Source organism: Rhodococcus sp. NPDC056516 (genome assembly GCF_042794655.1).
In the GTDB taxonomy this organism is placed as follows: domain Bacteria; phylum Actinomycetota; class Actinomycetes; order Mycobacteriales; family Mycobacteriaceae; genus Rhodococcus_F.
Genome location: NZ_JBHTTG010000008.1, coordinates 24649 through 36836 on the forward strand (window position 1 = coordinate 24649; position 12188 = coordinate 36836).

Below are 12188 nucleotides of genomic sequence, written 5' to 3' on the forward strand. Positions count from 1 at the left end.
GCATTGCAGGTGCCCTCTGTCCACTCTCGTGGTCGGAGGGCACCCGTATTTGCGGGGGCTTTCGTAGTTGGTGTTTCGGCGATTGAACGAAGGCCAGCGGGTGAGGGCACCTGCGTACGATGGTTCGACGACATACAGACATACCGTCGACGGCATGCAAACGTGTCGCGACGTCCAGTGCTCCTGTCTTTCGAGGTAGCCGACCGCGAGGTGACGCATGGCAAGGAAAAGTCGCTTTCTGCGCCTGCTCCTCGTGCTGGCCGTCGTGCTTGTGGCTTCGTTGATCGGAATCCTCACACGCCCACCGGGTTTGCTCGCGACGTTCTGGTGCGCGAACGCCATTCTGCTGGGGATGATGGTCAGATGGCCGGTTTTGATCGAGTGGCCGACGTGGATCGCCGCGGCGGTCGGATACGTCTGCGCTGACCTGGTAACCGGCAACTCCCTGTCGCTCGCACTGCAGTTGAACGGGGCGAATCTTGCCGGAGTCACGGTCGGAGTCCTTGTTCTGCATTACCTGAAACGCACTCCGTTCCGCTTGGTCGATTCGCAGTCGCTGGTGTGGATGGTTTTCGTCTCGTTCGCGGCGGCGACTACAACCGCAGCCACAGCGGGCGCCTTGGGCCAAGTGCTGGGTGGGCAGTCGTTCACCTACACCTTTGTGCACTGGGGCAGTACGGAGGTGATGGCGTACCTGCTCGTTCTTCCACTCATCCTCACTTTCACGATCCCCGCGAGCCTTGCCGAGTTCCGCCGCACACTGACTGTCGAAACCGTGGCCACGATGAGCGTTCCCCTGCTGGCCACCGCTGCCTGCGTGCCGATCGCACTCAACATCGAAGGACCGATCGCGCTGGTCCTGCCTATCCCAGCTCTACTTTGGTGCGCGACCCGTATCTCGGTTCCGAGCACGGCGTTCGTTTCCGTGGTCTGGTCGGTGTGGTCGCTGATGATGGCGGGTAGCGGTCGACTCGACATCGGCGACCAAGCCACCTCGAGCTGGAACGAGGACGTCATCACGTCCATTGCGGTCACCTTGATCGCGTTGGGGCCGATCGCGGTGGCCTGCGCGACCGAGGAACGTCGTGCTGCCGAGCGCGAACTATTTCTCGCGGTCGAATTCGACCACTTGACCGGGGTGCTCTCGCGGGGTGCCTTTCTCGGACATGCGGAATCGGAACTTGCCGATGCGGCCCGCACACAGTCTCCGGTCGGCCTGCTGATGCTTGACCTGGACCACTTCAAGAGCATCAACGACACTCACGGACATATGACCGGTGACAGCGTTCTCGCGAACTTCGCCGAACGGGCCGCTGCCCGATTGTCCGACGGAGATCTGATCGGAAGGCTCGGCGGCGAGGAGTTCGCCATTCTGCTTCCGGACTGCAGCTTCACGCGAGCAGTCGACGTCGCCGAGGCCGTCCGCGGCGCGCAAGTCGAGTACTCGGCCGAATCAGACGTGACGAGCACCGTCAGTGTCGGAGTCGCGTGGGTCGATCATGCGACGCCGACGTTGACCATCCTCATGAGCGTCGCGGACGAGGCTCTGTACGACGCCAAGCGTGGCGGGCGCAACCTCGTGAAAGTGCGCCAGGTCGGCAACGACGCATTGCCGCAACAGAATTCCGAGCCGGACACGGTCACCCGCACCTATCGCAAACCTGCCGTACCACGAACGATCAGGCAAGGTTTTCACCGCGAAGGCGTGGTGGACGGCCGATAACTGCGCTGACCTGCATCGGGATTGGCATATAGTCGCACCCATGCAGCTTGATTCGACGCCTTCGCACCTGCCGACACTTCCACTCCGATTCGGGACTCCACTGACCGAGAACTCCATCCGCGTGATGATGTTGGGATCAGGCGAGTTGGGCAAGGAAGTTGTCATCGCGTTGCAGCGTCTGGGCGTCGAAGTGATTGCGGTGGATCGGTATCCCGACGCCCCTGGGCACCAGGTGGCTCATCGCGCTCATACCGTCGACATGACCGATCCGGAAGCGCTGCTTGCCGTCATCGAGTTGGAAAAGCCTCACTTCGTCGTTCCCGAGATCGAGGCCATCGCGACGGATGCGCTTGCACTTGTCGAACAGCGTGGAGGCGCAGTGGTCATTCCCACTGCGAGGGCCACTCAGCTCACGATGAATCGTGAGGGGATTCGCCGGCTCGCAGCCGAGGAGCTGGGCCTGCCCACTTCGCCGTACGCTTTCGCGGACTCGCTTGCCGAAGTACAGGCAGCGACAGACCGAATCGGTTTCCCGTGCGTCGTCAAGCCCGTCATGTCCTCGTCAGGGAAGGGGCAGTCGACTGTTCGATCCGCCGAAGATCTCGGCGCGGCCTGGGATTACGCGATGGCCGGAGGCCGTGTGAATCACGGCCGGGTGATCGTCGAGGGTTTTGTCGATTTCGATTACGAGATAACCCAATTGACGGTTCGTGCCGTCGGCGACAGCGGTCAGGTCGAGACATCGTTCTGCGAGCCTATCGGGCACCTGCAGGAGGCCGGCGACTACATCGAATCGTGGCAGCCGCAGCAGATGTCCGCGGTTGCCCTCACCTCGGCCCGAGACGTCGCCGAGAAGGTGACCACAGCGTTGGGCGGGCGAGGTATCTTCGGCGTCGAACTTTTCGTGAAGGGCGACGACGTCTTCTTCTCCGAAGTGAGCCCACGGCCGCATGACACCGGATTGGTGACTCTGCGTACGCAGCGACTTTCCGAGTTCGAACTGCACGCCCGCGCGATCCTGGGCCTGCCGGTCGACACGACACTCACGACTCCAGGAGCGTCGGCGGTGATCTACGGCGGTGTGGAGGCAAAGGGGATCGGATTCGACGGTGTCGCAGAGGCTCTCGCGGTTCCCGAGACGGACCTGCGGCTCTTCGGCAAGCCGGAGAGCTTCACGCGTCGTCGCATGGGTGTTGCGGTGTCGACGGCCGCTGATGTCCCGACCGCACGCGCCCGTGCCCGCGAAGCCGCGTCGAAAGTGCGTCCCGTCGGATGAGTCCAGTGGCCGAGGTCCTCGTCGGGCTGGTCATCCTGGTCGGCCTGATCGGAGTCGTCGTTCCGATCCTCCCGGGGACACTCCTCGTTTTCGGCGCAATTCTGGTGTGGGCGATCATGACCGGTGGCGCGACGGCGTGGACGGTGTTCGCATTGGCCACGCTGGCGCTGGTGGTCACCGGGATCGTGAAGTACACGTGGCCCGGCAAGCGGATGAAGTCCGGGGGAGTGCCCAACCTGTCGGTGGTGGTCGGCGGCGTCGTCGGCATCATCGGGTTCTTCGTGATCCCGGTGGTGGGGTTGTTCCTCGGATTCATCGTCGGAACGTATTTCGCGGAACTAGCGCGGCTGCGCCGCTACGACATCGCTTGGTCGTCGACGCTTCACGCGGTGAAGGCAGTCGGATTGTCGATGCTGGTGGAACTGTTCGGAGCACTGATCGCCGCGGGGCTGTGGCTGGGCGCCGTCGCGTTCACCTGACCGCAGCGGTACCAGGAGCGGGCGTTGTCGCACATGACCGCGTCCAGGTCGTCGCCGACAGCGTCGGCGATCACGTCCAGGTCATGAACCTCGAAAGCTCGACGTGCCCGTGTACCGGGTAGATCGGTACCGAACATCAGCGCAGCGGGGTTGACCGCGTGGATCTGGCGCAGCACGTCGCTGACGTCCGAGATAGTGGTGCGGCCGAACCCGGTGGCTTTGACGCGTACGCCTCGGTCGACGAGGTTGAGGAGATACGGTAGTCCCCGGGTGGACATTCCCAAGTGGTCGATGCTCACCGCGGGCAATTTGGCGAAAACAGGTTCCAACGACAGCAACAGTGTGGCATCGACGTAGAACTCGGCGTGCCAGCCGACCAGATCGAATGCGCGGTTGGCAAGATCGGCGAGCAGACGCAGGTCGGTGGCGCCGCGGCGCAGGTTGAACCGGACGGCGCGCACCCCCAGTGCGTCCAGGGCGACGATGTCTTCGTCCGTCGCATCGAGTGGTAAAGCAGTGACGCCCACCCAGCCTTCGCCCAGTTCGGACAGTGCGGCCTTCAGGTATTCCTGGTCATTACCCTGGTACGACGCCGTCACGACAGCCCCGCCGTCCACACTCAGACCCTTCAGAGAGGCAACTCGTGCCCGGTAATCGGCCACGGTGAAGGGCTCAGGCAGGTACCCGTGATTCTCGACCAGCGGGAAGCGCGGGTCGATGATATGCACATGGGCGTCAAACACGGAGTCTATTTTGCCCTGTTGTCTTGGGTCCCTGCACACACCACCGGCCCGATGTGACCTGGGTCGCGTCGGGCCGGTGGATGGCTTGTGTTCAGTTACTTCTGTGCACTCAGTTGGTGCGGTCGGGCTCGGAAGCCTTCAGCATGTCGTGACGCTCGACGACCTTGATGCGCTCACGGCCCTCGGGCTCACCCAGGCTGCGCTCATGGGCGTCGAGGCGGTACCAGCCCTGCCACGTCGTGTACGGCACCTGCTTGCCTTCGAGGAACTCGATGACTGCGTTCTCGTCGGGGTTCGCGGCGCCGGCGAAGTTGACGGAATCCTCGAGGAGGTTCGCGACGGTTTCGTTGGCGTCACCCTTGGTGTGGCCGATGAGGCCGACGGGGCCGCGCTTGATCCAGCCGGTGACGTACGTGGCCGGCATGAACCGGGCGGCGCCTTCGGCGTTGTCGTCGGCGACGACGCGGCCGGCGTCGTTGGGAACGGTGCCTGCCTGATCGTCGAACGGCAACTGTGTGACGTTCTGTGAGAGGTAACCGACGGCGCGGTACACGGCCTGGACGTCCCAGTCCTTGTACGTGCCGGTGCCCTTGACGTTGCCGGTGCCGTCGAGCTGGGTGCGCTCGGTGCGCAGGCCTACGACCTTGCCGTCTTCGCCGAGGATCTCGGTCGGAGATTCGAAGAAGTGCAGGAACAGCTTGTGGGGGCGGGCTCCGACGTCGCGAATTGCCCAGTCCTGCAGGGTGTTCGCAACCATGTCGACCTGCTTGGAGTTGCGGCGAGCCTGCTCGGAACCCTCGTCGTAGTCGATGTCCTCGGGGTCGACGATGACCTCGATGGTCGGCGAGTGGTCGAGTTCGCGCAGTTCGAGAGGAGTGAACTTGGCCTGGGCCGGGCCGCGGCGTCCGAAGACGTGAACCTCGACGGCCTTGTTGTTCTTGAGGCCCTCGTAGACGTTCGCGGGGATCTCAGTGGGCAGCAGTTCGTCGCCGGTCTTGGCGAGGACGCGGGCGATGTCGAGTGCAACGTTGCCCACGCCGAGGACGGCGACCTTCTCGGCTTCGAGCGGCCACGTACGCGGTACGTCGGGGTGGCCGTCGTACCAGGAGACGAAGTCGGCCGCGCCGTAGCTGCCGTCGAGTTCGATACCCGGGATGCCGAGTGCGCGGTCGGCGTTGGCGCCGGTGGAGAAGATGACTGCGTCGTAGAACGACTGCAGGTCGTCGAGGGTGATGTCGGTGCCGTAGTCGATGTTGCCGAGCAGGCGTACCTGAGGCTTGTCGAGCACCTTGTGCAGGGCGGTGATGATGCCCTTGATGCGCGGATGATCGGGCGCAACGCCGTAACGAATCAGGCCGAAGGGCGCGGGCATGCGCTCGAAGAGGTCGATGCTGACGCCGCGGCCGGAGACTGCGGTGTCGGATTTCATGAGGGCGTCGGCGGCGTAGATGCCGGCGGGGCCGGCGCCGACGATCGCGACCCGGAGTGGGCGGTTGGAGTCAGTCATCGTGAGGACAGCTACCTTCTTCGAAGTTCGGACAACATATCGACAAGTATCCAATTTAGCCGAACCTAAGCACAGTGCCTCGGTTGCGGCCGAACGGATCCACACTCTCACTCGATCGGTTGTGGGTAAACCTATTCTTTCTTCCCATTCTCCCGTTGTCTCGGGTATTCGGGGTAGGGGCCTGATCCTTGGCGGGCCACAATTCCAAGTTGTGGGGGAGTATTGGCACTATGAGTGACGAGCTTCGCGAATCCGACAACATCGATGGCAAGAAGGCGTCTGCGGGGCCATTTCTCTTGGCTGTCGCCATCGTCGCCTTGATTCTGGGTGGCATCTTTGTCGCGTCGTGGATTTCGCCGGCGGAGGAGAACGTCACCGAGTCCGACCGTGTCAGCCGTTCCGTCACCGACTACGTCGATGCCGAGAACCGAGATGATGCGGAAACGATCAAGACCCTGACCTGCGCGAGCTTCAATTCGAGCACTGGTCCGCTGGCCGGCGTGGACGGGACCGTCGAACTCAAAGGTGTGGACAAGGTCGAGGTCAACGGCGATCGCGGCAGGGCCGACGTGACAATCACCGGTGGCGGAGCGGGCGATCGAGTCTCGACTTGGGCACTGACCCGTGACGGCAACCGCTGGGTCGTCTGTAACTGACGGCCCACTCAGGCGCTCACGGCAGTCTTGTGAAAACATGGACTACGTGAGTTACGCAGGCGATCTGACGCCGGAGCAAGCCTGGGAGCTGCTCCGCGAAAACCCCGACGCCGTGCTGGTCGACGTGCGGACCGATGCGGAGTGGAAGTACGTCGGTGTCCCCGATGTTTCCTCCCTCGGCAAGCAGGCCGCACTGATCGAATGGGTGAGCCACCCGACCGGCGCGCGCAATGACAACTTCGTCGACCAGTTGAAGGAAGCCGGCATCACCGCCGATTCCTCCGGGTCGGAGCGTCCGGTGATCTTCCTGTGTCGATCCGGACAGCGTTCCATCGGTGCGGCGGAAGCTGCGACTGCGGCGGGCATCGGCCCGTCGTTCAACGTGCTCGACGGGTTCGAAGGCGCATTGGGTGCCGACGGACATCGCGGACTTGTAGGTTGGCGGGCCATCGGTCTGCCGTGGAGGCAGCAGTGAGCGGAATTCCCCAGGGTGGCGCATTTCAACGAGCGCTGCCGGACGACGTCGGTCTCGGCACTCTCGGTGTTCGCGGCGGACTGATGCGTACCGGGTTCGAGGAGACGTCCGAAGCGCTGTTCCTCAACTCCGGATTCGTTTACGAGAGTGCAGAAGCCGCCGAACAAGCCTTCACCGGCGAGGTGGATCACTTTGTCTACTCCCGCTACGGCAACCCGACGGTCAAGATGTTCGAAGAACGTCTGCGTCTGATCGAAGGCGCGGAAGCCTGCTTTGCGACGGCCAGCGGAATGTCGGCCGTCTTCACGGCGTTGGGTGCGCTGTTGGGCAACGGCGACCGACTGGTTGCCGCGCGCAGCCTTTTCGGATCCTGCTTCGTGGTGTGCAACGAGATCCTCCCGCGCTGGGGCGTCGAGGTCGTTTTTGTCGACGGCGAGGACAACGCGCAGTGGGAAGAGGCGCTGTCCGTGCCCACCACGGCGGTGTTCTTCGAGACGCCGTCCAACCCGATGCAGTCCCTCGTCGACGTTCGGCGGGTGTCGGAGCTTGCTCATGCAGCCGGGGCAAAGGTAGTGCTGGACAACGTCTTCGCCACACCGCTGCTGCAGCGTAGCCTCGATTTGGGCGCCGACGTCGTTGTGTACTCCGGTACCAAGCACATCGACGGTCAGGGCCGCGTGCTCGGCGGCGCGATCCTCGGAACCGAGGAGTACATCAGCGGTCCCGTTCGAGAACTGATGCGGCACACCGGACCTGCGCTCAGCCCGTTCAACGCCTGGACGCTACTCAAGGGTCTCGAGACGATGCCGGTCCGCATTCGGCACTCCGTGGCTTCGGCCCTCGAGATCGCAGAATTCCTCGAAGGGCACTCCGGCGTCAAGTGGGTCAAGTACCCGTACCTGACTTCGCACCCACAGCACGAGCTCGCGAAGTCTCAAATGAGCGGCGGTGGAACCGTTGTCACGTTCGAGCTCAACGCCCCCGACTGTGAGGGCAAGAAGCGGGCATTCGAGGTTCTCAACGGCCTGCGCGTCATCGACATCTCCAACAACCTCGGTGACTCCAAGTCCTTGATCACCCATCCAGCCACGACGACGCACCGGGCCATGGGGCCGGAAGGCCGCGCAGCAGTGGGTATTACGGATGGCGTCGTGCGCTTGTCCGTGGGGCTCGAGGACACTGCCGATCTGTTGGCTGATCTGAAGCGCGCGCTGGGCTAGTCGCGCCGCAACCGCGGAGACTTCCGATGGCATTGCCATCGGAACTCTCCGCTCAGGTTGGCGCCAATTGTTGGGTGACCAGGCTGAGGCCGGCCATGGTCAGGGTTCCGCCTGCACTGAGTGGGTCGTTCGGAAGGATGGTGAACGCCACGGTTACCAAGACGTCTTGGCCGTTCTGTGCAGAGGTGAGGTCACTGCGAATCTTGGGAGTCAGTGTGCTGTCGTACAAGTCGACGTTCGCCTGCGTTGTTACGTAAGTTCTGAATGCGTTGACGGTAGATGGCAGAGTGCCGCCGGCAAGTGATGGGTCCGCGGTCACCGATGCTCGCAACCGAGGGCCGGTAGCCGAAACCGGTGAATGGCAGTAATAGACGTAGTCGTAGCCGGTTCGAAGCCTGAACGAAGCAATATCGGCAATCGGGATATAGGGGTTCGGGTTGGGTTCTGGGGCAGAGACTCTTTCGGACCACCCGCTCGCGCCATCTTTGATACACGCCCCAAGTGACAGCGTGCCTGCCGTGACCTTCGCGCCCGACAGTGTTTCCTGGTCGACCCATTTCGCGAGTGAGTTCCCCCCACCGAGCATGACCACCAGCGCGACAGTCGCTGCGAGCGCGCCCTTTATCTGCCTCTGCATCAGGGCACCAAATCCTCGATCTCGGCCGGAAGGTCGCCCGGTGCGCTCTGTCGCAACCCCGTTCCTGCTGTGAATTCCACGAACTCAGCGCCTTTCGTGTCGATGATCCACAACTGGTTGGTACCTGAGAGCCAGTGCAGTACATCGGTCGATTCGATGGACGTGCGATAGATCCGAGTTCCGAGCGCGTCGTACACGTCAAGGAAAATACCTGTGTCGCTATGGATTTTGCGGGCGGTGTATGAGTCCCGACCTGTTGAGACGAGGTCGGATCCGACCTGTGTTTCAGTCGGGGGGGCAGTTGTTGTCGTGGTGATCTCGGTAGTGGTACTGATTTTCGGTGTTGTGCTGATGGTTGTGGTCGGTGTCGTTGTGGTCGACGCGGACGTTGATGGAGTCGGTTCGGTGGTACCTGTGGTGGTGGTTGCCGTCGGTGTTGTTGTTGCCGGAGCCGTGGTTGCGGTCGACTGAGTCGATGTTGGTGTGGGAGCACTGGCAGCCACTCTGGTGGCGGCGCCGGTTCCAGAAATCGTGGAGCCGCAATATGTTCCACCGAAGAGAAGGCCTTTGGTCAGCGTGAAACCCGTCCATGTAGGGGCCGTCAGTCCGCTTTCAATCGAGTAAATCCGTACTGTAGAGGTGCCGCTCAGATCTAGAAGTGCGGGTGGGAGAGTGATGTCAACGGTGGTGGCGCTCTGCGTGTTATCGCTATAGGTGGTGCCGTCGGGCTTGAGCACCAGAACACGATAGGTGTAGGTTCCCGGTCCAGGCGCCGTCCACGTAATTCGAGCACTGGAGGCAAGAAGGCTCGGTGAATAGTTCTCGCATGTGAAGGTCTGGACTGTGGCGAACTGGCCGGTCTTTGCGGTTGCGGTGTCGGTGATCGTGGCGGCGGTGTTGCCGATCGGTGACATCGCCAGCAGTGCGCCCAGTCCCGAAGCTGTAACGAGGATCATTTCCCTTCGCCGCCAGGGTGCTGTGAGGATGCGTGACGAGACCTGCGTCCAACTCGAACGAGGCGAGTTATGCTCGGGTGCAGTCGGAGCGCCATCGGGTATGTCGGTAGCAGGCATGCCGCCGTTCGGTGGACCTTCGCCGCGTGGCGCCGGACGAAATGCGATCATCAACAGGGATCCGGCAAACAACCCGCCGGCGAAGATTCCGATCGGACCGGACAGCCACGCCAGTACGTAGCCGACTCGACTCATGCTGAATACAACCAGGTCTGCGTCGGCTACCGCGTATGTTTCTGTATCGGGGGCATCGTTGGCGTCACCTTTGAGTGTCAGCGACGACAGATTGTTGTCCAGCTGATCGATTCCGTACACGCGGTGAGTGAGTCTCTCGCCACCGCTGGTGGTGACACTGACGACGTCGCCAACCGACAATTCGGATACCGGTTGGGATTTCACAAATGCCAACGAGCCCGTCGGTATTGCGGGAGACATCGAGCCGGATCGAAAGACGACGGGTTTGATGCCGAGTGCCAATGACAGTGCTGTGGCGACGATGCACAGAACTCCGAGGACGGCGCCTGTGGTCAGAGCAGCTTGCTTGAAGCGATTGATCGCGTCCGGGCGGTTGGGATGTGACATATCGATTCAGACCGCCGTTCCCGCGATGTTGAGTTGCGTATAGGGGAGGTTTCCGCCTCCCGGAGTACCTGCGGCCAGAGTCATTTTCACGCACAGAATCCTGCTGGCCCCAGCGGCCAGCGTTATCGGGTTTGCGAGGAGCGCCGCTGTACTGCCACCGCCGACCAGCGCGAGCTCTGCCTTTTGCGCAGTGCCGGAGCACGCCGATCCAGAGGATGTGCTATCCAGATACACCGAGATTTTCAGCGCCGCAGCGAAACTCGGCGGAGTCGATGCGGGAGACTGGGCCGTGATGCCGAGAGAGGCACTGAAGGACCCGGTGTTCTTCACGGTCAGACTCTGTGTCACAGCGGTTGTGGATGTCATGGCGCTCGACGACAGGCTGATGGTGATGTTCTTTGCCTCGGTCACACCAGTGCTCGATGCGACCAGGTTGACGGTTCCCGCGGAGAAGTCTCCTGACGTGGATGTGGCTGTTGCACCCCAGGCCGCCATGGTGCTCAACGTGCCGACTCCGAGCACCATACCGAGTGAGAGCAGCGCCCGAATACGAGTGCTTCGGGCTCCGGAAAAACGCTGACGCAACGAGCTCTCATTGCCCGCCATGGTGCACACCATCTTTCGTCGACCTAGTTGTTTCCGGATTTGCGGTGTCAGCTGAATCGTCTGGTGCGGATCCTTGTGACTCGCTCCGATTCTTGTTGCGAGAGCGCACACTTTCACGTGTCCCGCTGGCGATCATGTACAACGCGTACACCCCCAGCGTGCCGACCGTAACGGTGAGGATGACCTTGCGCTGGTCGCCGGTCAGCCAACTGTTGACGTGACCAAGATAGGGGACCGAATACCACACCTTGCCGCGAATCTGTACCGGGAGCACCGGCTTCTCGTCGGGGGTGTTGTTGGCGTCGCCCTGCGTGATGAACGTGCGTTCGCCTTTGGTGTTGATGCTCATCGAAATGATCCGATGCGTGACAACAGTCGGCTGGCCTGATTCGAGTTGGTAGGTGATGGGCATTCCGACGGTCAGATCGCCCTCGTCCACAGGTTTGACAATGATGAGTGTGCCCGGTTCGTAGGTAGGACGCATCGAGCCCGTGAGGATCGTAAATCGATGTGAGCCTGTGACGATCGGTATCACGATCGTGACGACGATGACCGCGCACAGAGCGAACAGCAAAACCCAGGTCACAACCGAGCTGACCCACCACAGCGGGCCGGTCCGTTCACGTCGATGGGAGTGTTTCGTGTTCATTCGCTTGTCGCCTGTCATCTTGATCGAGTCCTACACCTGAACTGCTGTGAAGGTGAAAACGAGCTTGGTCGACACCCCGCCCGCTGTGGTTCCTGTCATGTTCACCGACGCGCGCATGCACCAGACCGTGGAACTGCCATTGGCCAACGAGATCCCGGGGTTCGCGGGCACCGGATATACGGCGCTTGTTGCCGGTCCCGAATAGACAGAGGTTCCGGCAACGGGTGAGCCTGTTGATACGTTGTTCGGGCAATCCGTGGTGCTCAACACGGTCGATATCTTGAGGTCGAGAACAGGATTTGTGTTGGTGGCAGTCACGGAAGCCAATCTGAATCTCAGACCGGAAGCGTTGGTTGCCGGGTTCAGGATGGTCAGCGGCATCTGCACGGCGGTTGTAGACGTCATCCCAGTCCCCGCGAACGTGCTCCAGGTGTAGGTACTGGCGGCGTTGGCAGCCGTAGAACCCACCTTGAGTGCGAACGTGCTACCACCGGCGGTCAGTACGTCGTTGCTGATCGGGGCAGCGGACTTCCAAAGCGCGCCGGTGCCTTGCGCTGATGCGAACATCAACACAATCACCGACGCGCCCGCAAGGGCTCCCCAAGCTCTCCCCTTCATCGAT

General features: G+C 62.1%; 13 protein-coding genes. 6 read left to right on the forward strand and 7 right to left on the reverse strand.

Annotation, left to right across the window (positions count from 1 at the left end; genetic code table 11):
* Positions 1-217: 217 nt before the first annotated feature.
* From ACFQ6Y_RS23450 to ACFQ6Y_RS23460, 3 genes are read left to right on the forward strand one after another with little or no spacing between them, the layout of a single operon-like run.
* Complete coding sequence (locus ACFQ6Y_RS23450) at positions 218-1723, forward strand: diguanylate cyclase (protein ID WP_378637760.1); 1506 nt, start codon at positions 218-220, stop codon at positions 1721-1723.
* A gap of 40 nt (positions 1724-1763) precedes the next feature.
* The gene (gene purT / locus ACFQ6Y_RS23455) at positions 1764-2999 is read left to right on the forward strand and encodes a formate-dependent phosphoribosylglycinamide formyltransferase (protein ID WP_378637763.1); all 1236 of its coding nucleotides are present in this window, start codon (positions 1764-1766) and stop codon (positions 2997-2999) included.
* Positions 2996-3478, forward strand: coding sequence for a DUF456 domain-containing protein (locus ACFQ6Y_RS23460; RefSeq protein ID WP_378537237.1), 483 nt, complete (start codon positions 2996-2998; stop codon positions 3476-3478). The genes purT and ACFQ6Y_RS23460 overlap by 4 nt, the downstream gene beginning before the upstream one ends.
* On the opposite strand, the gene ACFQ6Y_RS23465 is transcribed toward ACFQ6Y_RS23460, so the two are convergent.
* Entirely contained in the window at positions 3382-4221 is an 840-nt protein-coding gene (locus tag ACFQ6Y_RS23465; RefSeq protein WP_378637765.1) for an amidohydrolase family protein, read from the reverse strand. The genes ACFQ6Y_RS23460 and ACFQ6Y_RS23465 overlap by 97 nt on opposite strands.
* Positions 4222-4330: 109 nt before the next feature.
* A complete protein-coding gene (locus ACFQ6Y_RS23470) occupies positions 4331-5728 on the reverse strand; it encodes an FAD-dependent oxidoreductase (RefSeq protein WP_230816290.1) in 1398 nt (465 codons plus the stop codon).
* A 230-nt stretch (positions 5729-5958) separates the two neighbouring features.
* Here ACFQ6Y_RS23470 and ACFQ6Y_RS23475 point away from each other — a divergent pair, with 230 nt between their 5' ends.
* From ACFQ6Y_RS23475 to ACFQ6Y_RS23485, 3 genes are read left to right on the forward strand one after another with little or no spacing between them, the layout of a single operon-like run.
* The gene (locus tag ACFQ6Y_RS23475; protein ID WP_378537244.1) at positions 5959-6384 is read left to right on the forward strand and encodes a hypothetical protein; all 426 of its coding nucleotides are present in this window, start codon (positions 5959-5961) and stop codon (positions 6382-6384) included.
* A gap of 46 nt (positions 6385-6430) precedes the next feature.
* On the forward strand, positions 6431-6859 hold the full coding sequence (locus tag ACFQ6Y_RS23480; protein WP_230816478.1) for a rhodanese-like domain-containing protein: 429 nt from the start codon (positions 6431-6433) through the stop codon (positions 6857-6859).
* On the forward strand, positions 6856-8079 hold the full coding sequence (locus ACFQ6Y_RS23485) for an O-succinylhomoserine sulfhydrylase (RefSeq protein WP_378637768.1): 1224 nt from the start codon (positions 6856-6858) through the stop codon (positions 8077-8079). The genes ACFQ6Y_RS23480 and ACFQ6Y_RS23485 overlap by 4 nt, the downstream gene beginning before the upstream one ends.
* 52 nt (positions 8080-8131) lie before the next feature.
* Here ACFQ6Y_RS23485 and ACFQ6Y_RS23490 read toward each other — a convergent pair whose 3' ends face one another.
* From ACFQ6Y_RS23490 to ACFQ6Y_RS23510, 5 genes are read right to left on the reverse strand one after another with little or no spacing between them, the layout of a single operon-like run.
* A complete protein-coding gene (locus tag ACFQ6Y_RS23490; RefSeq protein ID WP_378637771.1) occupies positions 8132-8716 on the reverse strand; it encodes an alternate-type signal peptide domain-containing protein in 585 nt (194 codons plus the stop codon).
* On the reverse strand, positions 8716-10311 hold the full coding sequence (locus tag ACFQ6Y_RS23495; RefSeq protein WP_378637774.1) for a signal peptidase I: 1596 nt from the start codon (positions 10309-10311) through the stop codon (positions 8716-8718). Before ACFQ6Y_RS23495 ends, ACFQ6Y_RS23490 begins: the two co-directional genes overlap by 1 nt.
* A gap of 6 nt (positions 10312-10317) precedes the next feature.
* A complete protein-coding gene (locus ACFQ6Y_RS23500) occupies positions 10318-10917 on the reverse strand; it encodes a hypothetical protein (RefSeq protein ID WP_378637777.1) in 600 nt (199 codons plus the stop codon).
* Positions 10904-11566: a signal peptidase I gene (locus ACFQ6Y_RS23505; RefSeq protein ID WP_378637780.1), complete on the reverse strand. Its 663-nt coding sequence runs from the start codon at positions 11564-11566 to the stop codon at positions 10904-10906. Before ACFQ6Y_RS23505 ends, ACFQ6Y_RS23500 begins: the two co-directional genes overlap by 14 nt.
* Positions 11567-11596: 30 nt before the next feature.
* Positions 11597-12184 (reverse strand): hypothetical protein, encoded by a 588-nt coding sequence (locus ACFQ6Y_RS23510; protein WP_144245898.1) that lies wholly within the window; start codon positions 12182-12184, stop codon positions 11597-11599.
* Positions 12185-12188: the final 4 nt, after the last annotated feature.

Bases quoted from the DNA above. Each gene is read 5' to 3' on its own strand.
- ACFQ6Y_RS23450 (WP_378637760.1), top strand. From the start codon at position 218: ATGGCAAGGAAAAGTCGCTTTCTGCGCCTGCTCCTCGTGCTGGCCGTC.
- purT (WP_378637763.1), top strand. From the start codon at position 1,764: ATGCAGCTTGATTCGACGCCTTCGCACCTGCCGACACTTCCACTCCGA.
- ACFQ6Y_RS23460 (WP_378537237.1), top strand. From the start codon at position 2,996: ATGAGTCCAGTGGCCGAGGTCCTCGTCGGGCTGGTCATCCTGGTCGGC.
- ACFQ6Y_RS23470 (WP_230816290.1), bottom strand. From the start codon at position 5,728: ATGACTGACTCCAACCGCCCACTCCGGGTCGCGATCGTCGGCGCCGGC.
- ACFQ6Y_RS23475 (WP_378537244.1), top strand. From the start codon at position 5,959: ATGAGTGACGAGCTTCGCGAATCCGACAACATCGATGGCAAGAAGGCG.
- ACFQ6Y_RS23490 (WP_378637771.1), bottom strand. From the start codon at position 8,716: ATGCAGAGGCAGATAAAGGGCGCGCTCGCAGCGACTGTCGCGCTGGTG.
- ACFQ6Y_RS23495 (WP_378637774.1), bottom strand. From the start codon at position 10,311: ATGTCACATCCCAACCGCCCGGACGCGATCAATCGCTTCAAGCAAGCT.
- ACFQ6Y_RS23500 (WP_378637777.1), bottom strand. From the start codon at position 10,917: ATGGCGGGCAATGAGAGCTCGTTGCGTCAGCGTTTTTCCGGAGCCCGA.
- ACFQ6Y_RS23505 (WP_378637780.1), bottom strand. From the start codon at position 11,566: ATGAACACGAAACACTCCCATCGACGTGAACGGACCGGCCCGCTGTGG.
- ACFQ6Y_RS23510 (WP_144245898.1), bottom strand. From the start codon at position 12,184: ATGAAGGGGAGAGCTTGGGGAGCCCTTGCGGGCGCGTCGGTGATTGTG.